Origin of the sequence: Enterobacter sp. 725m/11, assembly GCF_011683705.1 — a bacterium.
In the GTDB taxonomy this organism is placed as follows: Bacteria; Pseudomonadota; Gammaproteobacteria; order Enterobacterales; family Enterobacteriaceae; genus Enterobacter; species Enterobacter bugandensis.
In genome coordinates, this window is record NZ_JAAQOK010000002.1 from 24,955 (window position 1) to 45,407 (window position 20,453).

General features: G+C 55.4%; 19 protein-coding genes. 11 read left to right on the top strand and 8 right to left on the bottom strand.

Annotated features, from left to right (window positions below; genetic code table 11):
- Nucleotides 1-15 precede the first annotated feature (15 nt).
- The 4 genes from lpdA to pdhR all read right to left on the bottom strand — a co-directional run bounded on the left by lpdA (nucleotide 16) and on the right by pdhR (nucleotide 7,080).
- Complete coding sequence (gene lpdA, locus HBA26_RS00985) at nucleotides 16-1,440, bottom strand: dihydrolipoyl dehydrogenase (RefSeq protein ID WP_023332094.1); 1,425 nt, start codon at nucleotides 1,438-1,440, stop codon at nucleotides 16-18.
- Nucleotides 1,441-1,615: 175 nt separating this feature from the next.
- Entirely contained in the window at nucleotides 1,616-3,514 is a 1,899-nt protein-coding gene (gene aceF / locus HBA26_RS00990; RefSeq protein WP_063438133.1) for a pyruvate dehydrogenase complex dihydrolipoyllysine-residue acetyltransferase, read from the bottom strand.
- A 14-nt stretch (nucleotides 3,515-3,528) separates the two neighbouring features.
- Nucleotides 3,529-6,192 carry a pyruvate dehydrogenase (acetyl-transferring), homodimeric type gene (aceE, locus tag HBA26_RS00995; RefSeq protein WP_028015529.1) on the bottom strand — a complete coding sequence of 888 codons (2,664 nt, stop codon included), beginning with the start codon at nucleotides 6,190-6,192 and terminating at the stop codon, nucleotides 3,529-3,531.
- 123 nt (nucleotides 6,193-6,315) lie between these two features.
- Nucleotides 6,316-7,080, bottom strand: coding sequence for a pyruvate dehydrogenase complex transcriptional repressor PdhR (pdhR, locus tag HBA26_RS01000; protein WP_006173806.1), 765 nt, complete (start codon nucleotides 7,078-7,080; stop codon nucleotides 6,316-6,318).
- 263 nt (nucleotides 7,081-7,343) lie between these two features.
- On the opposite strand from pdhR, the gene HBA26_RS01005 reads away from it, so the two are divergent.
- The 4 genes from HBA26_RS01005 (at nucleotide 7,344) to HBA26_RS01020 (ending at nucleotide 11,511) form a co-directional block, all read left to right on the top strand.
- Nucleotides 7,344-7,571 (top strand): hypothetical protein, encoded by a 228-nt coding sequence (locus HBA26_RS01005; protein WP_082827687.1) that lies wholly within the window; start codon nucleotides 7,344-7,346, stop codon nucleotides 7,569-7,571.
- Nucleotides 7,572-7,617: 46 nt separating this feature from the next.
- Nucleotides 7,618-8,988 carry an aromatic amino acid transporter AroP gene (gene aroP / locus HBA26_RS01010; protein ID WP_028015528.1) on the top strand — a complete coding sequence of 457 codons (1,371 nt, stop codon included), beginning with the start codon at nucleotides 7,618-7,620 and terminating at the stop codon, nucleotides 8,986-8,988.
- A 164-nt stretch (nucleotides 8,989-9,152) separates the two neighbouring features.
- On the top strand, nucleotides 9,153-10,550 hold the full coding sequence (locus HBA26_RS01015) for an MFS transporter (RefSeq protein WP_049000515.1): 1,398 nt from the start codon (nucleotides 9,153-9,155) through the stop codon (nucleotides 10,548-10,550).
- Nucleotides 10,551-10,560: 10 nt separating this feature from the next.
- Nucleotides 10,561-11,511, top strand: a complete 951-nt coding sequence (locus tag HBA26_RS01020; RefSeq protein ID WP_126345450.1) for a family 43 glycosylhydrolase — start codon at nucleotides 10,561-10,563, stop codon at nucleotides 11,509-11,511.
- An 18-nt stretch (nucleotides 11,512-11,529) separates the two neighbouring features.
- Here HBA26_RS01020 and ampE read toward each other — a convergent pair whose 3' ends face one another.
- Nucleotides 11,530-12,384, bottom strand: coding sequence for a beta-lactamase regulator AmpE (gene ampE, locus HBA26_RS01025; RefSeq protein WP_166720740.1), 855 nt, complete (start codon nucleotides 12,382-12,384; stop codon nucleotides 11,530-11,532).
- 9 nt (nucleotides 12,385-12,393) lie between these two features.
- Nucleotides 12,394-12,945, bottom strand: a complete 552-nt coding sequence (gene ampD, locus HBA26_RS01030; protein WP_028015524.1) for a 1,6-anhydro-N-acetylmuramyl-L-alanine amidase AmpD — start codon at nucleotides 12,943-12,945, stop codon at nucleotides 12,394-12,396.
- 87 nt (nucleotides 12,946-13,032) lie between these two features.
- Here ampD and nadC point away from each other — a divergent pair, with 87 nt between their 5' ends.
- From nadC to hofC, 4 genes are all read left to right on the top strand, one after another.
- The gene (gene nadC / locus HBA26_RS01035; protein ID WP_045259465.1) at nucleotides 13,033-13,926 is read left to right on the top strand and encodes a carboxylating nicotinate-nucleotide diphosphorylase; all 894 of its coding nucleotides are present in this window, start codon (nucleotides 13,033-13,035) and stop codon (nucleotides 13,924-13,926) included.
- 174 nt (nucleotides 13,927-14,100) lie between these two features.
- Nucleotides 14,101-14,538 (top strand): prepilin peptidase-dependent pilin, encoded by a 438-nt coding sequence (gene ppdD / locus HBA26_RS01040; RefSeq protein ID WP_045259464.1) that lies wholly within the window; start codon nucleotides 14,101-14,103, stop codon nucleotides 14,536-14,538.
- Nucleotides 14,539-14,548: 10 nt separating this feature from the next.
- Nucleotides 14,549-15,931: a type II secretion system protein GspE gene (gene gspE / locus HBA26_RS01045; protein ID WP_126345448.1), complete on the top strand. Its 1,383-nt coding sequence runs from the start codon at nucleotides 14,549-14,551 to the stop codon at nucleotides 15,929-15,931.
- Complete coding sequence (gene hofC, locus HBA26_RS01050) at nucleotides 15,921-17,105, top strand: protein transport protein HofC (protein ID WP_126345447.1); 1,185 nt, start codon at nucleotides 15,921-15,923, stop codon at nucleotides 17,103-17,105. Before gspE ends, hofC begins: the two co-directional genes overlap by 11 nt.
- 41 nt (nucleotides 17,106-17,146) lie before the next feature.
- On the opposite strand, the gene HBA26_RS01055 is transcribed toward hofC, so the two are convergent.
- Nucleotides 17,147-18,190, bottom strand: a complete 1,044-nt coding sequence (locus HBA26_RS01055) for a GMP reductase (protein ID WP_028015519.1) — start codon at nucleotides 18,188-18,190, stop codon at nucleotides 17,147-17,149.
- Between the two features lie 228 nt (nucleotides 18,191-18,418).
- Between HBA26_RS01055 and coaE the strand changes: the two genes are divergently transcribed.
- Genes coaE through yacG form a run of 3 tightly spaced genes read left to right on the top strand, consistent with a single transcriptional unit; the run spans nucleotide 18,419 to nucleotide 19,986 of the window.
- Entirely contained in the window at nucleotides 18,419-19,039 is a 621-nt protein-coding gene (coaE, locus tag HBA26_RS01060) for a dephospho-CoA kinase (RefSeq protein ID WP_028015518.1), read from the top strand.
- The gene (gene zapD / locus HBA26_RS01065) at nucleotides 19,039-19,782 is read left to right on the top strand and encodes a cell division protein ZapD (RefSeq protein ID WP_028015517.1); all 744 of its coding nucleotides are present in this window, start codon (nucleotides 19,039-19,041) and stop codon (nucleotides 19,780-19,782) included. The genes coaE and zapD overlap by 1 nt, the downstream gene beginning before the upstream one ends.
- A gap of 9 nt (nucleotides 19,783-19,791) precedes the next feature.
- Nucleotides 19,792-19,986, top strand: a complete 195-nt coding sequence (gene yacG / locus HBA26_RS01070) for a DNA gyrase inhibitor YacG (protein WP_028015516.1) — start codon at nucleotides 19,792-19,794, stop codon at nucleotides 19,984-19,986.
- A 34-nt stretch (nucleotides 19,987-20,020) separates the two neighbouring features.
- Here yacG and mutT read toward each other — a convergent pair whose 3' ends face one another.
- On the bottom strand, nucleotides 20,021-20,413 hold the full coding sequence (gene mutT / locus HBA26_RS01075) for an 8-oxo-dGTP diphosphatase MutT (protein ID WP_028015515.1): 393 nt from the start codon (nucleotides 20,411-20,413) through the stop codon (nucleotides 20,021-20,023).
- Nucleotides 20,414-20,453: the final 40 nt, after the last annotated feature.

Genomic DNA, 20,453 nt, shown 5'->3' on the forward strand with positions numbered 1-20,453 from the left:
TTCATCTGAAGAAACTTATTTCTTCTTCGCTTTCGCGTTTGGCAGGTCAGTAATGCTACCTTCAAACACTTCAGCCGCCAGGCCCACGGACTCGTGCAGCGTCGGGTGCGCGTGGATGGTCAGCGCGATGTCTTCCGCGTCACAGCCCATTTCGATAGCCAGACCGATTTCACCCAGCAGCTCACCGCCGTTGGTACCGACAATCGCACCACCGATTACGCGGTGAGTCTCTTTGTCGAAGATCAGCTTGGTCATACCGTCTGCGCAGTCGGAAGCGATAGCACGGCCAGAAGCAGCCCACGGGAAGGTGGCGGTTTCGTAGCTGATGCCTTTCTCTTTCGCTTCTTTCTCGGTCAGACCGACCCATGCAACTTCTGGCTCGGTGTACGCGATAGATGGGATCACTTTCGGATCGAAGTAGTGCTTCATGCCGGCGATAACTTCAGCGGCAACGTGACCTTCGTGAACGCCTTTGTGCGCCAGCATTGGCTGACCGACGATGTCGCCGATAGCAAAGATGTGCGGCACGTTAGTACGCAGCTGTTTGTCAACGCGGATGAAGCCACGGTCGTCCACTTCCACGCCAGCTTTGCCCGCGTCGAGGTTTTTACCGTTCGGTACACGACCGATAGCCACCAGCACGGCGTCGTAACGCTGTGGTTCGGATGGGGCTTTTTTGCCTTCCATGGAAACGTAAATACCGTCTTCTTTCGCTTCAACGGCAGTCACTTTGGTTTCCAGCATCAGGTTAAACTTCTTGCTGATGCGCTTGGTGAAGACTTTAACGATGTCTTTGTCAGCAGCCGGGATAACCTGGTCGAACATTTCAACCACGTCAATGTCTGAACCCAGCGCATGGTACACGGTACCCATTTCCAGACCGATGATACCGCCGCCCATAACCAGCAGACGCTTAGGAACGGTTTTCAGCTCCAGGGCATCGGTGGAATCCCACACGCGTGGATCTTCATGTGGAATGAATGGCAGTTCGATTGGGCGAGAGCCTGCCGCGATGATCGCATTGTCGAAGTTGATAACGGTTTTGCCGTTTTCGCCTTCCACTTCCAGGGTGTTCGCACCGGTGAATTTACCCAGACCGTTAACCACTTTGACCTTACGGCCTTTCGCCATACCCGCCAGACCGCCGGTCAGCTGAGTGATAACTTTCTCTTTCCAGGTACGAATTTTGTCGATATCGGTTTTTGGCTCGCCGAAGACGATACCGTGTTCAGCCAGCGCTTTGGCTTCTTCGATAACCTTCGCTACGTGCAGCAGCGCTTTAGAAGGGATACAGCCGACGTTCAGACAAACACCGCCGAGGGTGCTGTAACGTTCTACGATGACGGTTTCCAGACCTAAATCCGCTGCACGAAATGCTGCGGAGTAACCTGCCGGGCCTGCCCCAAGTACTACGACCTGAGTTTTGATTTCTGTGCTCATCATGACCTCTTAGTTTATACCCGTCGTCCACCGGGTCGTTCTATCCGCCCGCAGTTTACAAAATTGTTAACAATTTTGAAACAACAAACGGCTCACGAATTGTCGCTTTCACCAATAACCTCATAAACACCATGAGATTATCAGAAAAAAGCCGGCCGACTGGCCGGCTTTTCGATTACATCACCAGGCGGCGAATGTCGCTCAGCATGTTGTTGATGATGGTGATGAAACGCGCACCATCAGCCCCGTCGATCACGCGGTGGTCGAAGGACAGAGAGATTGGCATCATCAGACGCGGCACGAACTCTTTGCCATTCCACACCGGCTCCATCGCGGACTTGGACACACCGAGGATAGCTACTTCCGGCGCGTTCACAATCGGCGCGAAGTGGGTGGTACCCAGGCCGCCGATGCTGGAGATAGTGAAGCAGCCGCCCTGCATTTCGCCGGCAGTCAGCTTACCATCACGCGCTTTCTTGGAGATGGTGGTCAGTTCACGAGACAGCTCGGTAATGCTCTTCTTGTTCACGTCCTTGAAGACCGGAACAACCAGACCATTTGGCGTATCTACCGCAACACCGATGTTGATGTATTTCTTCAGCGTCAGCTTCTGGCCGTCTTCGGACAGGGAGCTGTTGAAGCGTGGCATCTGCTCCAGAGCAGCGGCAACGGCTTTCATGATGAAGACCACTGGGGTGAATTTCACGTCCAGCTTACGCTTCTCGGCTTCGGCGTTCTGCTGTTTACGGAACGCTTCCAGATCGGTGATATCGGTTTTGTCGAAGTGGGTAACGTGCGGGATCATCACCCAGTTACGGCTCAGGTTCGCACCAGAGATTTTCTGGATACGGCCCAGCTCCACTTCTTCGATTTCGCCGAACTTGCTGAAGTCCACTTTCGGCCATGGCAGCATGCCCGGGATACCGCCGCCAGCGGCTGCAGCTGGTGCAGCTTCGGCGCGTTTCACCGCGTCTTTCACGTAGGCCTGAACGTCTTCGCGCAGGATACGACCCTTACGGCCGGTCCCTTTCACTTTCGCCAGGTTCACACCGAATTCGCGCGCCAGGCGACGAATCAGCGGGGTGGCGTGGACGTAAGCGTCGTTTTCAGCGAACTCTGATTTTTCTGCTTTTGCAGCAGGGGCAGCGGCTGGTTTAGCAGCCTGAGCCGGTGCAGCAGCCGGTGCTGGAGCAGCCGCGGCAGCAGGAGCTGCGGCAGGCGCAGCGCCTTCCACTTCGAAGACCATGATCAGGGAGCCGGTAGACACTTTGTCGCCGGTGCTGATTTTGATCTCTTTAACGGTACCGGCGAACGGCGCAGGCACTTCCATGGAAGCCTTGTCGCCTTCAACGGTGATCAGTGACTGTTCAGCGGCAACTTTATCGCCCACTTTTACCATCACTTCGGTGACTTCAACTTCGTCACCGCCGATGTCCGGTACGTTAACGTCTTTCGCGCCGCCAGCAGCGGCTGGTGCTGCGGCCGGAGCCGGAGCAGCGGCCTGTGCAGGCGCGGCAGCAGGTGCAGCACCCGCCACTTCGAAGACCATGATAAGCGACCCGGTAGACACTTTATCGCCGGTGTTGATCTTGATCTCTTTTACGGTACCGGCGAATGGCGCTGGTACTTCCATAGAGGCTTTGTCGCCTTCTACGGTGATCAGTGACTGCTCGGCCGCAACGGTATCGCCCACTTTCACCAGGATTTCAGTGACTTCAACTTCGTCACCGCCGATGTCAGGCACGTTCACTTCTTTCGCTGCCGCGGCAGCTGCTGGAGCAGCGGCGGCCGGAGCGGCTTCTTTCTTCTCTTCCTGCGCAGGTGCAGCAGCTGCTGCACCGTCGGCGGAATCGAAAATCATGATCAGTTTGCCAGTCTCGGTTTTATCGCCAACGGAGACTTTGATCTCTTTAACGATGCCAGCCTGAGGAGACGGGACTTCCATAGAGGCTTTGTCGCCTTCTACGGTGATCAGCGACTGTTCAGCTTCAACTTTGTCGCCCACTTTGACCAGGATCTCGGTGATTTCAACTTCATCAGCCCCGATGTCCGGTACATTGATTTCGATAGCCATTATTCTTTTACCTCTTACGCCAGACGCGGGTTAACTTTTTCTGCATCGATGTTGAATTTGGTAATTGCGTCCGCAACCACTTTCTTATCGATTTCGCCACGTTTAGCCAGTTCGCCCAGTGCTGCTACAACCACGTAAGAAGCATCTACTTCGAAGTGGTGACGCAGGTTTTCGCGGCTGTCAGAACGACCGAAGCCGTCAGTACCCAGAACGCGATAATCATCAGCTGGAACGTATGTACGAACCTGCTCAGCGAACAGTTTCATATAGTCAGTGGACGCCACCGCTGGCGCGTCGTTCATCACCTGAGCGATGTACGGAACGCGTGGGGTTTCCATTGGGTGCAGCATGTTCCAGCGCTCACAATCCTGGCCATCACGCGCCAGTTCGGTGAAGGAAGTCACAGAGTACACGTCGGAACCCACGCCGTAGTCTTTCGCCAGGATCTGCGCTGCTTCACGAACGTGACGCAGGATAGAACCGGAGCCCAGCAGCTGAACTTTACCTTTGCTACCTTCAATGGTTTCGAGTTTGTAGATACCTTTACGGATACCTTCCTCGGCACCTGCTGGCATTGCCGGCATGTGGTAGTTTTCGTTCAGGGTGGTGATGTAGTAGTAAATGTTCTCCTGCGCTTCACCGTACATGCGCTGCAGACCGTCATGCATGATGACAGCAACTTCGTACGCGTAAGACGGGTCGTAAGAGATACAGTTAGGAATAGTCAGAGACTGAATGTGGCTGTGGCCATCTTCGTGCTGCAGACCTTCACCGTTCAGAGTCGTACGTCCAGAAGTACCACCGATCAGGAAGCCGCGAGCCTGCTGGTCGCCTGCCTGCCAGCACAGGTCACCAATACGCTGGAACCCGAACATGGAGTAGTAAATGTAGAACGGAATCATCGGCAGGTTGTTGGTGCTGTATGAAGTCGCAGCAGCCAGCCAGGATGCGCCTGCGCCCAGCTCGTTGATACCTTCCTGCAGAATCTGACCTTTCTCGTCTTCTTTGTAGTATGCAACCTGCTCACGGTCCTGCGGGGTGTACTGCTGGCCGTTAGGGCTGTAGATACCGATCTGACGGAACAGACCTTCCATACCGAAAGTACGCGCTTCGTCGGCGATGATTGGCACCAGACGATCTTTGATCGACTTGTTCTTCAGCATCACGTTCAGGGCACGAACGAAAGCGATAGTGGTAGAGATCTCTTTGTTCTGCTCTTCCAGCAGCTGAGAGAAGTCTTCCAGCGCTGGCAGTTCCAGCTTCTCGGTGAAGTTAGGCTGACGAGCTGGCAGGTAGCCTTTCAGCGCCTGACGACGTTCGTGCAGGTACTTGTGCTCTTCAGAGCCTTCCGGGAAGGTGATGTAAGACAGGTTTTCTACCTGCTCATCGGTCACTGGAACGTTGAAACGGTCGCGGATATAGCGCACGCCGTCCATGTTCATTTTCTTAACCTGGTGAGCGATGTTTTTACCTTCTGCGGTATCACCCATGCCGTAACCTTTGATGGTGTGGGCCAGGATTACAGTCGCTTTACCTTTGGTTTCACGCGCTTTTTTCAGTGCAGCGTAAATTTTCTTCGGATCGTGACCACCTCGGTTCAGGGCCCAGATCTGCTCATCAGTCCAGTCGGCAACCAGCGCTGCAGTTTCTGGATATTTGCCGAAGAAGTGCTCACGCACGTAGGCACCGTCTTTGGATTTGAAGGTCTGATAATCGCCGTCAACGGTTTCGTTCATCAGCTGGATCAGTTTACCGCTGGTGTCTTTACGCAGCAGTTCGTCCCAACGGGAACCCCACATGACTTTGATCACGTTCCAGCCAGCACCTGCGAAGATGCCTTCCAGTTCGTTGATGATCTTGCCGTTACCGGTTACCGGACCATCCAGACGCTGCAGGTTACAGTTGATGATGAAGCACAGGTTGTCCAGCTTCTCACGGGTTGCGATGGTGATCGCACCTTTAGATTCTGGCTCATCCATTTCGCCGTCGCCCAGGAAGGCGTAAACGGTCTGCTCAGAGGTGTCTTTCAGACCACGGTGTTCCAGATACTTCAGGAATTTAGCCTGGTAGATCGCACCGATTGGGCCCAGACCCATAGATACGGTCGGGAACTGCCAGAATTCAGGCATCAGTTTAGGGTGCGGATAAGAAGACAGACCTTTACCGTGAACTTCCTGACGGAAGTTGTTCATCTGCTCTTCAGTCAGACGACCTTCCAGGAATGCACGTGCATAGATGCCCGGAGAGATGTGGCCCTGGAAGTACACCAGATCGCCGCCGTCTTTCTCGTTCGCTGCACGGAAGAAGTGGTTGAAGCACACTTCGTAAACGGTCGCAGAAGACTGGAAGGACGCCATGTGGCCACCCAGTTCCAGGTCTTTCTTGGACGCGCGCAGAACGGTCATGATGGCGTTCCAGCGGATTGCAGAACGGATACGACGTTCCAGATCCAGATTGCCCGGGTATTCCGGTTCGTCTTCAACGGCAATCGTGTTTACGTAGTTGCTAGCCCCTGCACCTGAAGCAACCTTCACGCCGCCTTTGCGAGCTTCAGAAAGCAGCTGATCAATCAGATACTGAGCGCGCTCAACACCTTCTTCACGGATGACCGATTCGATCGCCTGTAGCCAGTCGCGAGTTTCGATCGGATCCACGTCATTTTGGAGACGTTCTGACATGGGGGTATTCCTTATCTATCTAATACGTTGATTTGTCTGGAACCTGTCCCATTGTGCTCTTGGGCAAGAACACAATAAGACAGGTTCTGCGTTTAGTTGCCGCGCTCTAAAAGTACCTGGCGCTTAATCCTTTCGTTGCTGTATGCGGCGTAATGAACGTTCGCGACGCGATTGTTCACGGCTGCGGTCCAGCAAGATTTCCTCAATGAAAGCCAGGTGACGGTGCGACGCTTCGCGCGCCTGCTCCGGCTCCCCGGCCATTATCGCCTCGAATACTCGGGTGCGATGGTTGCTTACCAGCGGGAGCATCTCCCGACGGGCATACAACAATTCAAAATTCTGACGAACGTTCTGGGCCAGCATCGGCTCCATGCAGCGTAGCAGATGGAGGAGCACCACGTTGTGTGCCGCTTCGGTGACGGCGATTTGATACTGGACAACGGCGCTGGACTCGGCGTCTAAATCGCCGGACTGCTGTGCCCGTTCAATGGCCTGATGCAGTTCGCGGATACGCACGCGATCTTCATCAGTGCTGCGAAGGGCGGCATAATAGGCCGCAATACCTTCAAGCGCGTGACGGGTCTCAAGCAGGTCAAACTGGGATTCTGGGTGGTCAGAGAGAAGTTCTACCAGCGGATCGCTGAAGCTCTGCCACAGGCTGTTTTGCACAAAGGTTCCGCCGCCCTGGCGACGAAGCAGCAAGCCCTTTGCTTCGAGGCGTTGAATCGCCTCACGCAGAGAGGGACGTGAAACGTCGAACTGTTTTGCCAGCTCGCGTTCTGGCGGAAGTTTCTCACCCGGGCGCAGAGTCCCTTCGAGGATTAAAAACTCCAGCTGCTGCTCAATCACATCAGATAGTTTTGGTTGGCGAATTTTGCTGTAGGCCATATTCCCTGTCTTACGCCTTTTTGCCCGGAGTCAATTGGTCTTACCAATTTCTAGTTCGTATCGCTAAAGTAACAAAGTATTCACCTTCTGTCCATATTGGTTTTGATTGAAATCAGTAAACCCTGCACATTTTAACAACCTTACAGAAATAACGTTTCAGAAATGTAACTTTGCACAAATGAGTTGATTACTCCCAAAGAGGGAGTTTTAACCATAATGAAACGAGGGTTTTTGCAATCTGAAGCGATTCAACATGGCAAATAATGAAAATTCGCCCACTTAAGAAGCATTTCTATTCTATAGGTTGGGTTAGGAAGAATAAGCGGGCCGATTTACAAATGCTTTCTTTTTATTCAAGTCGTCAGCATCCCTTCATAAAGCAGGTGCATTCGCAGGCGCTTACCACTATTCTGGCGCTTACGGAAGTCATCTCCGCTTTTTTCGGTTTGTTTAACCGTAAAGAAATAAATACAGAATATGGACTTTCATAATTACACACGCACAGCGTGAACATAACAACCACACACGAGGTTTCAAATGGAAGCTCAACAGCACGGCGATCAGCTAAAGCGCGGACTTAAAAACCGCCATATACAGCTCATCGCACTGGGCGGTGCGATTGGTACCGGCCTGTTTCTGGGCAGCGCATCCGTTATCCAGTCAGCCGGTCCGGGTATTATTTTGGGTTATGCGATTGCGGGTTTCATTGCTTTTCTGATCATGCGCCAGCTTGGCGAAATGGTCGTTGAAGAGCCGGTCGCAGGCTCGTTCAGCCACTTTGCCTATAAATACTGGGGCAGCTTTGCGGGCTTCGCCTCCGGCTGGAACTACTGGGTGCTGTACGTTCTGGTTGCTATGGCCGAGCTGACCGCCGTCGGGAAGTACATTCAGTTCTGGTATCCGGAGATCCCCACCTGGGCGTCTGCTGCAGCCTTCTTCGTGATTATCAACGCCATTAACCTGACCAACGTAAAAGTATTCGGCGAGATGGAGTTCTGGTTTGCCATTATCAAAGTCATTGCCGTTGTGGCGATGATCATCTTCGGTGGCTGGCTGCTGTTCAGCGGCAACGGCGGCCCGCAGGCTACCGTGCGTAACCTCTGGGAACAGGGCGGCTTCCTGCCTCACGGCATGACCGGTCTGGTGATGATGATGGCGATCATCATGTTCTCCTTCGGCGGCCTGGAGCTGGTGGGTATTACCGCCGCCGAAGCCGATAACCCGGAGCAAAGCATTCCGAAAGCCACAAATCAGGTTATCTACCGTATTCTGATCTTCTATGTGGGCTCACTGGCCGTGCTGCTCTCCCTGTTGCCGTGGACGCGCGTGACCGCTGACACCAGCCCGTTTGTTCTCATCTTCCACGAGCTGGGCGATACCTTTGTCGCCAACGCCCTGAACATCGTGGTGCTGACCGCAGCGCTCTCCGTTTACAACAGCTGCGTATACTGCAACAGCCGTATGCTGTTCGGCCTGGCCCAGCAGGGCAACGCGCCGAAGATGCTGCTCAACGTGGATAAACGCGGCGTGCCGGTGAATACCATCATTGTTTCAGCCATCGTGACCGCGCTGTGCGTGCTGATTAACTACATGGCACCGGAATCGGCGTTTGGCCTGCTGATGGCGCTGGTAGTCTCCGCTCTGGTTATCAACTGGGCGATGATCAGCCTGGCGCACATGAAGTTCCGCCGCGCGAAACAGCAGCAGGGCGTCACCACGCGCTTCCCTGCCCTGCTCTATCCGCTGGGTAACTGGATTTGCCTGCTGTTTATGGCGGCCGTGCTGGTGATCATGCTGATCACGCCGGGCATGGCGATTTCCGTCTACCTGATCCCGGTCTGGATTGCGATCCTTGGCGTTGGCTATCTCTTCAGCCAGAAAAGCCGTAATGCCATGAAGGCGCACTAAACCTCTCGCCGCGGCACCTGTTTTTGAGGGTGCCGCGCGTTGTTACCTCCTTCACACTTTCACGCCAACAGCACATTTATCCATATCACCGCCCTGATACTGCAACGCATATATTCCTTTGCCAGCGAATAATTCTCCCCATACCGTAAACCGGAGAGCTGTCGATGGATAACAACAAACTGTCAGTAAAAGAAAAGATCGGCTATGGGATGGGCGACGCGGGATGCAACATCATCTTCGGCGCCATCATGCTGTTTGTTAACTATTTCTATACGGATATTTTTGGCCTGGCGCCTGCGCTGGTCGGCGTGCTGCTGCTGTCCGTCCGCGTGATTGACGCCGTAACGGACCCGATTATGGGGGCGATTGCCGACCGTACCCGCAGTAAATATGGCCGGTTTCGTCCATGGCTGCTGTGGATTGCGTTCCCCTACGCGCTGTTCAGCATTCTGATGTTCACCACCCCGGAGTGGAGCTATAACAGCAAAGTTATCTATGCGTTTGTCACCTACTTCCTGCTCTCGTTAACCTATACGGCCATCAACATCCCTTACTGCTCGTTAGGTGGAGTGATCACCAACGATCCAAAAGAGCGCGTGGCCTGCCAGTCATATCGCTTCGTGCTGGTCGGCATCGCCACGCTGCTGCTCTCCTTAACGCTGCTACCGATGGCCGACTGGTTTGGCGGGGATAACAAAGCCAAAGGCTACCAGATGGCGATGACCGTCCTGGCGCTGATTGGTACCTGTATGTTCCTGTTCTGCTTCGCCACCGTGCGCGAGCGCGTGCGTCCGGCAGTGCAGACCAACGACGAGCTGAAAAACGACCTGAAAGACGTGTGGAAAAACGACCAGTGGGTGCGCATTTTGCTGCTCACGCTGTGCAACGTCTGCCCGGGCTTTATCCGCATGGCTGCGACCATGTATTACGTCACCTGGGTGATGGGCCAGAGCACCCACTTCGCCACGCTGTTTATCAGCCTGGGCGTTGTCGGCATGATGCTTGGCAGCGTGCTGGCGAAAGTGCTGACCGACCGCTGGTGTAAGCTGAAGGTCTTCTTCTGGACCAATATCGTGCTGGCGGCATTCTCCTGCGCCTTCTATTTCTTCGACCCGAAAGCCACCGTTACCATCGTTGTGCTCTATTTCCTGCTTAACATCCTGCACCAGATCCCGTCTCCGCTGCACTGGTCGCTGATGGCCGACGTGGACGACTACGGCGAGTGGAAAACCGGGAAACGCATCACCGGGATCAGTTTCTCGGGTAACATCTTCTTCCTGAAACTGGGCCTGGCGATTGCCGGTGCGATGGTCGGCTTCCTGCTCTCCTGGTACGGTTATGACGCGGGCGCAAAAGCGCAAAGCGCGGATGCCATTAACGGGATCGTGCTGCTCTTTACCGTCATTCCGGGCATTGGATACTTAATTACCGCTGGGGTGGTACGTCTGCTGAAAGTGGACCGTGAGACCATGAAGCAGATCCAGTCCGATCTGGAAAAACGCCGCAACAATTACCGCGAGCTGAATGACTATCAGGAACTCAAAGCCGCTGAGACTAAATAAGGAAAGCCGCATGCATAACTGGCCAAACCCGTTTATCGAACAACGCGCCGACCCGTACATTTTACGCCATGAGGGACAGTACTATTTTATTGCCTCCGTGCCGCAGTACGACAGGCTGGCGATCCGCCGCGCAGACTCGCTGGAAGGACTACGCGACGCTGAAGAGGTGGTGGTCTGGCGCAAACCCGAGACCGGCCCGATGAGCCAGCTAATCTGGGCGCCAGAACTGCACCACGTTGACGGCAAGTGGTACATCTATTTTGCCGCGACGCACACCCAGGCGCTCGACGCGCTCGGGATGTTCCAGCACCGCATGTTTGCGATTGAGTGTGTGGACCGCGATCCGCTCAGCGGTACCTGGATCGAGAAAGGGCAAATCAACACCCCGTTCGACACCTTCGCCCTGGACGCCACCACCTTTGTTCATCAGGGCAAACGCTGGTACCTGTGGGCGCAAAAAGCCCCGGATATTTCCGGTAACTCTAACCTCTATCTGTGCGAAATGGAGAACCCGTGGACGCTGAAAGGCGAGCCGGTGATGCTCAGCAAGCCAGAATACGACTGGGAATGCCGTGGTTTCTGGGTCAACGAAGGTCCGGCGGTGCTGGTTCACGGCGATAAGCTGTTTATCAGCTACTCCGCCAGCGCCACCGATGAGAACTACTGCATGGGATTACTGTGGATAGACCTGAACGCAGATCCGCAAAACCCGGCAAACTGGCACAAATCCCCTCGCCCGGTTTTCGTCACCAGCTACGAGAACCGCCAGTACGGGCCAGGCCACAACAGCTTTACGCAAACGCCGGAAGGGGAAGATGTATTGGTATACCACGCAAGAATTTACACCGAAATTGAAGGCGATCCGCTTTACGATCCGAACCGTCATACCCGCCTGAAGCTTGTCCGCTGGGACGAAAACGGGATGCCTGATTTCGGCATCCCGCCTGCGGATACGTTATAGCCTCTGCGGCGCGCTGGGTTACACCAGCGTGCCGTAAATCGTCAGCAGCGCCACAATCACCACCACCACAAACGAGGTTTTCTTCGCCATGGAGACGGCGGCTTTTGGCGTTTCGATCTTGTCGGTATGCGGTTCGCGCGCCAGCGAGAACTGCGCCAGGCGCGTCAACACCTGGTACTGGGACGTATGGCGGTCCCCAAGAGAAGCGAACCATGCGGGCAGCGCTTTTTCACCGTGCCCAATTAAGGCGTACACCACGCCCACCAGACGCACCGGGAGCCAGTCGAGCACGTGCAGGATGGCATCAATGCCGGACAGCAAACGCTCATGCGGCGTCAGATAACGGGCAAGCCAGGTCTGCCAGGCGCGCAGGAACGAATAGCCCATCAGCAGTACCGGCCCCCACGGGCCGCCCACCACAAACCAGAACAGCGGAGCAAGGTAGTAGCGGAAGTTAATCCACAGCAGCGCGTTTTGCAGCTCGAGCATGAACTCGCGCTCGTCGCAGTCCGGCGGCACGCCGTGGATCATCGTCAGCTCGCTCGCCATCGCGCCGCGCGCGTGGGCATCGTCACGGGAGGCGGCTTTCAGGTAGGCGTGATAGTGCAAACGCACCTTGCCCGCACCAATGCACAGCACGCCGAGCAGGATCCACACCACCAGCAGCGGCACGTTGAAAAAGAGTCCGTACAGCGAGCGCAGCAGCAGGAAGGTAATAAGCATGACGCCCGCCATCATCAGCAGCGTGCGCAGCATGGAAAAGTGCTTGATGCGGCGGAATAACACCTCCAGCCGGTGATCCAGTTGCCAGTGCTCGCCGAGCTTGAACAGGCGTTCAGCGATGATAACCAGCAGCATGGTAAACAACGTCATGGTATCTCCTTATTCTGACGACGCGGCAAGCATGGCGCGAAACCGCGGCCAGTCAAATGCCGGGCCGGGATCGGTTTTTCTCGCCGGAGCGATATCGCTGTGCCCGGTAATATTGTCGGCGATTGCCGGGTAGAGTCCGATAAGCGTGTGGGTAATAGCAACCAGCTGCTGATACTGGGCATCGGTGTAGGGGGTAGTATCCGTGCCTTCCAGCTCAATCCCAATCGAGAAATCGTTGCACCGTTCGCGCCCGTGATACATCGATACCCCGGCATGCCAGGCGCGCTTATCAAAAGGAACATACTGAACCACCTCACCATCACGCCGAATCAGGCAGTGAGCCGACACGCGCAGATGCGCAATCTCAGCGAAGAAGGGATGAGCATTGGGATCTATCGTTCCCGTGAATAACGCATCGATCCACGGGCCGCCAAACTCACCCGGCGGGAGGCTAATATTATGAACCACCAGCAGTGTGGGCTTTTCATCCTCCGGGCGGCAGTCGTGGTGCGGCGAGGGCACATGCCGCGCATCCACCAGCCATCCGTTTTCTAACAACATGCTGGAACTCCTTCTGTATGGTGCAATGACTCGGTTCAGAGTAGCATGTTTCAATATTATGATTCGTTACCAATTTGGAGTTTTATCATGCCGCCTCGCCGCTACAACCCCGACCACCGACGTGAAGCGCTTCTGGAACGTATTAATATGGATATTCCGGCAAGCGTCGCCCATGCGTTGAAAGAAGACCTGGGGGGTGACGTTAACGCCGATAAAGATATTACCGCACAATTGTTGCCAAAAGAGACACGCTCGCACGCGGTCATTATCACCCGTGAGGAGGGCGTTTTCTGCGGCAAGCGTTGGGTTGAAGAGGTCTTTACTCAGCTGGCGGGTGACGATGTACAGGTGACATGGCACGTTGATGATGGTGATGCAGTGACCGCCAATCAGCCGCTGTTCGAGCTGGACGGTCCTTCCCGCGTATTACTGACCGGCGAGCGTACCGCGCTCAATTTTGTCCAAACGCTCTCTGGCGTCGCCAGTGAAGTGCGCCGCTACGTTGACCTGCTGGCCGGCACCCGTACCCAGCTGCTTGATACCCGCAAAACGCTGCCGGGCCTGCGCACTGCGCTGAAGTACGCGGTGCTCTGCGGCGGCGGCGCAAACCATCGTCTGGGCTTATCCGATGCTTTCCTGATTAAAGAGAACCACATTATCGCTTCTGGCTCCGTGCGTCAGGCGGTGGAAAAGGCCTTCTGGCTGCATCCGGATGTGCCGGTTGAGGTGGAAGTTGAAAGCCTGGAAGAGCTGGAGCAGGCGATCAAGGCCGGGGCCGATATCATCATGCTCGATAACTTCGAGACGGAGCAGATGCGCGAGGCGGTGAAACTGACCAACGGCCGGGCCCAGCTTGAAGTGTCCGGAAACGTCACTTTCGAGACGATCCGTGAGTTCGCCGAAACCGGCGTGGATTACATCTCCGTTGGCGCGCTGACCAAGCACGTTCGCGCCCTCGATCTCTCAATGCGCTTCAAATAACGCACGCTCCCCTCTCTGTCCGGAGAGGGGAATTTCAGCCTCGCTCGCAAATCCATTGTCCTTCTCTGCAACACGGAATGAATTCTCTGAAGCTCCTTTCTCGTTCTCTTTTTTGCCCCTCGTTTCTGCCCTGTCCCGCTGACAAAGTAGAGCCACTTTGCATAAGGAGCAGATATGGACAGACAACAAGGATTCACACTCATTGAGCTGATGGTGGTCATTGGCATCATTGCGATTCTGAGCGCCATCGGCGTTCCCGCCTATCAGAACTACCTGCGTAAAGCAGCCCTCACCGATATGCTGCAAACTTTCGTTCCCTATCGCACTGCCATTGAGCTTTGCGCGCTCGATCGCGGCGGCGTGGAAAGCTGCGATGCCGGCAGTAACGGTATTCCCTCTCCTGCCACGACGCGTTACGTTTCAGGAATGAGCGTGGCGAAAGGGATCGTGACCTTAACAGGCCAGGAGAGCCTGAACGGGCTGACGGTAACCATGACGCCGCAGTGGAGCAACGGCAATGGCATGACGGGCTGGACGCGTGACTGCAATATCAGTGCTGACAGCGCGCTTAAGCAGGCCTGCGAAGACGTCTTCCGCTTCGACACTAACTAAGGAGCGGATAATGAACACCGATCAACTCGTGGCGCTTTGTCTTCGCCACCATGCCCTGCTGCTCACCAGCGACAGCGACATGATTAGCATCGCCGTCGTGGGAACCCCCGCGCCTGAACTGATGGAGGCCCTGCGCTTCGCGACCCAGAAGCGGATTGATATCGAATGCTGGAGCGCTGAACGCATGGAAAAGCACCGGCAGTTAACCGCGCAATCGCATCTGCCCGTCGTTTCGCAACCCCACTCCGCGGTGGACATCCTCAACCATACGCTGCAGCAGGCAGTAAACCAGCGCGCGTCTGACATCCATATCGAACCAATGGAGCACGCGTGCCAGATCCGCTTACGTATCGACGGGGTACTTTATCCGCAGCCTCCCCTTTCCGCCGCGCTGGCGACGATGCTCAGCGCCCGGTTAAAAGTGCTGGGTAATCTGGATATTGCGGAACGACGCTTGCCGCAGGACGGTCAGTTTACGATTGAGCTGACAAACGAGCCGGTCTCGTTTCGTATCGCCACGCTTCCCTGCAACGGCGGTGAGAAAATTGTGCTGCGTTTGCTACATCAGGTTCAGCAGGCGCTGGAGCCGAACGCGCTTGGCATGAGCGCTAAACAGCTGGCCTGTTTTAATGAGGTACTCCACCAGCCTCAGGGGCTAATTCTGGTCACCGGCCCGACGGGCAGCGGCAAAACCGTAACGCTCTACAGCGCGCTGCAGGCGCGTAACACCCCTGACGTCAACATCTGCAGCGTGGAGGATCCCATCGAGATCCCGCTTGCGGGGTTAAATCAGACGCAGGTTAACCCCCGCGCGGGCTTAACATTCCAGAGCGTACTGAGAGCGCTGCTCCGTCAGGATCCGGACATCATTATGGTCGGGGAAATTCGCGATGGTGAAACGGCAGAAATTGCCATTAAAGCCGCGCAGACCGGGCATCTCGTTTTGTCGACGCTGCACACCAACTCGACGACGGAAACCCTCATTCGTCTGGAGCAGATGGGCGTGGCGCGCTGGATGATCTCTTCCGCGCTTTCGATGGTGATTGCCCAGCGGCTGGTTCGGCGCCTTTGCCCGCACTGCCGACAGAAAACAGGGGAGCATACGGACCTGCCGCGCTCGGTTTGGCCGCGGCAACTTCCTCGCTGGCAGCCTGCAGGCTGCGATCGTTGTTATCACGGTTTTTACGGGCGCGTGGCCATTTTTGAAGTACTTGAGATCGATAATCCCCTGCGCCAGGCTATTGCCAGCGGGGCAGGCACCGAGGTGATTGAAGCCAGCGCCCGACAGGCTGGCCTCATCTCGCTGTTTGAACACGGCTGCATGGCCGTTGAACAAGGGATGACCACGCTTGAAGAGTTAGTGCGTGTTCTGGGTATGCCCGATGGCTGCTAATCAACTCTGGCGCTGGCGAGCAATCTCCGCTGAAGGAGAACCCCGAAACGGGGTTCTCTGGGCCACCGACCGCAACGCAGCCTTCACCAGGCTGATGCGTAACGACCTCCATCCTCTGGCCCTGACCCGATGCGCTCAAAGGCACCGCTGGCGTCCACATCACTGCTACGAGATGTTTCGTCAGCTCGCAACGCTCCTGCAGGCCGGGCTGACGCTCGCGCATAGTCTGCAAATGCTGGCAGACCAACATCCAGTAGAACCGTGGCGGGGGCTACTGCAAAACGTTGCCGATGAACTCAGTGAAGGCTGTCCTTTTTCTGAGGCGCTCAAAAGGTGGCCAGCGGTCTTTAGCCCACTGCATATCTCAATGGTGAAAACCGGAGAGCTTACGGGGAAGCTTGAAGCGTGCTGCCGAGAGCTTGCAGAGCAGCAAAAAGCGCAGCACCAGCTCAGCGCGAAGGTGAAAAAAGCGCTGCGCTACCCGGCGATCGTCCTGACGCTGGCCGTGCTCGTCGTGCTGGCAATGGTCACCCTGGTTTTGCCCGAATTTGCCGCGATCTACAAAACCTTTAATACCCCGCTTCCGGCGCTGACGCGAATTGTTATGGGGATAGCCGCGTTTATGCAGTCATATGCCCTTGCGCTGTTCGCGATGCTGCTTGTTCCCGTAACCGCAGCCTGGCCTCTGCGACGCCATCCTCGCTGGCAGCGTATTCTGCTAAGTTTTCCCGTAATGGGCGCGCTGGCGAGAGGGCAAAAGCTGGGGCAGATTTTCACCGTGCTGTCGCTCACGCAGCAGGCGGGCATTGCATTCTTACAGGGGCTTGAAAGTGCAGAAGAGACTGTTGAAAGCCGGTACTGGCAGGGAATACTCCGCAGCATACGCGAGAACATTGAAAAAGGTCTCCCCGTCTGGTCGTCCTTTCAGAAGGCGGCAATGTTTACCCCGCTCTGTATTCAGCTTTTACGAACCGGTGAGATGTCAGGTTCGCTGGACGTCATGCTGGCAAACCTTGCTCGCCATCACACGGAACAGACCTTTCAACGGGCAGACAACCTGGCGGCGCTTCTGGAGCCACTGCTCCTGGTTGTTACGGGGGTTATCATCGGCACGCTGGTGGTGGCAATGTATCTGCCGATTTTCCATCTGGGTGATGCGATGAGCGCGGGGTAGTGCAGCAGCGCTGGCGCACAAGCATGCGCCAGCGAAAGCCATTACAGGCTATTGAAAACGCGGTTTTCCTGCTCCTGAACGCGAATAAACGTCGTGCGTTTCGTCAGCTCTTTCAGGCGGGATGCACCCACGTAGGTACAGGCTGAGCGCAGGCCGCCCAGGATGTCGCGCGCGGTGTTTTCAACCGGGCCGCGCAGAGGCAGCTTCACGGTTTTGCCTTCTGCCGCACGGTATTTTGCCACGCCACCGACGTGGCGGGTCATCGCGGATTCAGAGCTCATACCGTAGAACAGCATGAACTTCTCGCCGTTCTCTTCCACCACGGTGCCGCCGCTCTCTTCGTGGCCTGCCAGCATACCGCCGAGCATCACGAAGTCCGCGCCGCCGCCAAAGGCCTTTGCGACATCGCCCGGCATGGTGCAACCGCCGTCGCTGATGATCTGGCCGCCCAGGCCGTGCGCCGCGTCGGCACATTCAATGACCGCGGAAAGCTGCGGATAACCAACTCCGGTCTTCACGCGCGTGGTGCATACAGAGCCCGGGCCAATGCCCACTTTCACGATGTCGGCACCGGAGAGGATCAGCTCTTCACACATTTCACCGGTCACCACGTTGCCCGCAATGATGGTTTTGGTCGGCCACGCTTCGCGCGCCTTGCTGACGAACTGGACGAAATGCTCGGAGTAACCGTTCGCCACATCAATACAAACGAAGCTAAGCGCCGGGTTGGCATTCAGGATCTGTTTGGTTTTCTCGAAATCGGCATCGGAAGTACCGGTGGAAACCATCACGTGCTTCACCACGTCAGCAGAGGCTGACGCAACAAACGCATTCCACTCTTCAGGAGTGTAGTGCTTGTGGACTGCAGTAAGAATATCGAACTGAGCCAGCGCCGTTGCCATCTCAAAGGTACCGACTGTATCCATGTTGGCAGCAATGATTGGCACGCCAGACCATGTCTGACCGGAATGCTTAAAGGTGAATTGACGTTCGAGTTCAACGTCTGAGCGACTTTTCAGTGTAGAGCGTTTAGGGCGGATAAGAACGTCTTTGAAACCTAACTTCAGATCTTCTTCGATACGCATGTGCGGATTCCTGGGGTTAGAGGCAAATATGTTAAAAGCACAACTCCAGTGACGCTATCATACGCACTAATACCTGCTCCGCAAGACTGCGAAATTCTCTTTTTTTACGCTACAATCCTATAAATTTACCTGGTAAAAAGCCGGTAAAGAGAATCAAACAATTACTGTCGCACGTTTGTTTTTTAAGCAACTGATTTCCATAATGAATAATTCCCAGGATTTGATTTAATGGGGTATATCGTCGCAGTAACCGGCGGCATCGGTAGTGGCAAAAGTACCGTTGCGGACGCGTTTTCTCGTCTCGGCATCGCGATTATTGATGCTGATATTATTGCCCGTCAGGTGGTAGAGCCCAATACACCCGCGCTAAAGGCCATCGCCGACCATTTCGGTCAGGCAATCATCAATGCCGATGGCACACTGAACCGCCGTCAGCTTCGCGAATATATTTTTTCCGATTCTGCGGAAAAAGCCTGGCTTAATGCCCTGCTCCACCCCATTATCCACCAGGAAACTCAGCGTCAGATAGCCGCAGCCCGCTCGCCCTATGTCCTGTGGGTGGTTCCGCTCCTGGTAGAAAATCAGCTGCATAAGAAAGCCAATCGGGTATTGGTGATTGATGTCACACCCGAGACGCAAATCCAGCGAACCATGACGCGCGACCACGTCTCGCGTGAACATGCTGAACAAATTCTTGCCGCTCAGGCCACTCGCGCTCAGCGCCTTGCCGTTGCGGATGATGTTATTGATAATAACGGCGCACCAGATGCCATTGCATCGGATGTTGCCCGCCTGCACGAGCAGTATCTAACCTTCGCCGCGCAGGCCGTTGCACAGGAAAAACCATAATGTCGACTCACATCCTTTTTGAGCACCCGCTCAATGAAAAAATGCGTACCTGGCTGCGCATTGAATTTCTCATCCAACAGCTTTCACAACATCTGCCTGTTAACGATCATGCCACGGCGTTGCACTTCTTTCGCAACGTAGGCGATCTGCTGGATGTGATTGAACGTGGCGATGTCCGCACGGAGCTGTTGAAAGAGCTGGAGCGCCAGCAGCGTAAATTACAGGCCTGGGCCGAAGTACCGGGCGTGGATCAAAGTCGAATTGACGCCTTACGCCAGCAGTTGAAAAACAGCAGCACGACGCTGATGGCCGCGCCGCGCGTTGGGCAATATTTACGAGAAGACCGTTTGATAGCGCTGGTGCGCCAGCGCCTGAGCATACCGGGCGGTTGCTGTAGCTTTGATCTGCCAACGCTGCATATGTGGCTGCATATGCCGCAGGAACAGCGCGATCGCCAGGTAAACAGCTGGCTGGGTAGCCTGGAGCCGATGAATCAGACGCTATCGCTGATCCTCGATCTTGTGCGTAACTCTGCCCCGTTCCGCAAGCAAACCAGTCTCAACGGTTTTTATCAGGACAACGGCGATGACGCCGATCTTCTGCGTCTAAATTTGTCTCTTGGCGAGCAGCTTTATCCACAAATTTCCGGGCATAAAAGCCGTTTCGCGATCCGCTTTATGCCGCTGGACAGTGAAAATGGCACCGTGCCGGAACGCCTCGATTTTGAACTGGCCTGTTGTTAAGGAGTGCCAATGTCTGACGTCACCACCGTAAACTGCCCAACCTGTGGGAAAACTGTCGTCTGGGGAGAAGTGAGTCCGTTTCGCCCGTTCTGCTGCAAGCGCTGTCAGCTCATTGATCTGGGCGAATGGGCGGCGGAAGAGAAACGAATTCCGAGCGAAGGCGACCTCTCGGATAGCGATGACTGGAGCGAAAGCCAGCAGTAACGTTCAAAGCCTGCTGGCGATTCGTTCGGCAGGCCTACATGTTTGTCGCTAAGCGGCGGATCACAGGCTCATTGGCTGGCGGGAATTTGTCGGCATCACTGACCTGAAGTTCCACCCAGTTACCCGGCTGTCCCTCTTTTCCCCAGGGTTCACCTTCCCAGCTTTCCACCAGCCAGAACCACAGCGTGATGTGCCTGTCGGGAAACTGATACTCCAGCTTATCGAACAGCGTGGCGCCAAGCGGGGTAATCCCCACCTCTTCCTGCAGCTCACGCACCAGCGCCTCTTCCGGCGTTTCTCCTGATTCGATTTTCCCGCCCGGAAACTCCCACTTGTTCGCCATATGGGCGTCAGCAGCGCGCTGGGTGATGAAGATTTGGTTTTGCGGGTTGCGAATAATCCCGACGGCAATTTGCAGTATTTTCATAGCGTCACTTCCATAAAAAAGGCGCAGATATCTGCGCCTT

What these genes read in the sequence shown, in the direction of transcription:
- lpdA (WP_023332094.1), bottom strand. Translation starts at nt 1,440, where the DNA reads ATGAGCACAGAAATCAAAACTCAGGTCGTAGTACTTGGGGCAGGCCCG.
- hofC (WP_126345447.1), top strand. Translation starts at nt 15,921, where the DNA reads ATGGCTGCTAATCAACTCTGGCGCTGGCGAGCAATCTCCGCTGAAGGA.
- HBA26_RS01005 (WP_082827687.1), top strand. Translation starts at nt 7,344, where the DNA reads ATGAAAATTCGCCCACTTAAGAAGCATTTCTATTCTATAGGTTGGGTT.
- HBA26_RS01055 (WP_028015519.1), bottom strand. Translation starts at nt 18,190, where the DNA reads ATGCGTATCGAAGAAGATCTGAAGTTAGGTTTCAAAGACGTTCTTATC.
- nadC (WP_045259465.1), top strand. Translation starts at nt 13,033, where the DNA reads ATGCCGCCTCGCCGCTACAACCCCGACCACCGACGTGAAGCGCTTCTG.
- aroP (WP_028015528.1), top strand. Translation starts at nt 7,618, where the DNA reads ATGGAAGCTCAACAGCACGGCGATCAGCTAAAGCGCGGACTTAAAAAC.
- aceF (WP_063438133.1), bottom strand. Translation starts at nt 3,514, where the DNA reads ATGGCTATCGAAATCAATGTACCGGACATCGGGGCTGATGAAGTTGAA.
- yacG (WP_028015516.1), top strand. Translation starts at nt 19,792, where the DNA reads ATGTCTGACGTCACCACCGTAAACTGCCCAACCTGTGGGAAAACTGTC.
- HBA26_RS01020 (WP_126345450.1), top strand. Translation starts at nt 10,561, where the DNA reads ATGCATAACTGGCCAAACCCGTTTATCGAACAACGCGCCGACCCGTAC.
- mutT (WP_028015515.1), bottom strand. Translation starts at nt 20,413, where the DNA reads ATGAAAATACTGCAAATTGCCGTCGGGATTATTCGCAACCCGCAAAAC.
- gspE (WP_126345448.1), top strand. Translation starts at nt 14,549, where the DNA reads ATGAACACCGATCAACTCGTGGCGCTTTGTCTTCGCCACCATGCCCTG.
- ampE (WP_166720740.1), bottom strand. Translation starts at nt 12,384, where the DNA reads ATGACGTTGTTTACCATGCTGCTGGTTATCATCGCTGAACGCCTGTTC.
- pdhR (WP_006173806.1), bottom strand. Translation starts at nt 7,080, where the DNA reads ATGGCCTACAGCAAAATTCGCCAACCAAAACTATCTGATGTGATTGAG.
- coaE (WP_028015518.1), top strand. Translation starts at nt 18,419, where the DNA reads ATGGGGTATATCGTCGCAGTAACCGGCGGCATCGGTAGTGGCAAAAGT.
- zapD (WP_028015517.1), top strand. Translation starts at nt 19,039, where the DNA reads ATGTCGACTCACATCCTTTTTGAGCACCCGCTCAATGAAAAAATGCGT.
- ampD (WP_028015524.1), bottom strand. Translation starts at nt 12,945, where the DNA reads ATGTTGTTAGAAAACGGATGGCTGGTGGATGCGCGGCATGTGCCCTCG.
- ppdD (WP_045259464.1), top strand. Translation starts at nt 14,101, where the DNA reads ATGGACAGACAACAAGGATTCACACTCATTGAGCTGATGGTGGTCATT.
- HBA26_RS01015 (WP_049000515.1), top strand. Translation starts at nt 9,153, where the DNA reads ATGGATAACAACAAACTGTCAGTAAAAGAAAAGATCGGCTATGGGATG.
- aceE (WP_028015529.1), bottom strand. Translation starts at nt 6,192, where the DNA reads ATGTCAGAACGTCTCCAAAATGACGTGGATCCGATCGAAACTCGCGAC.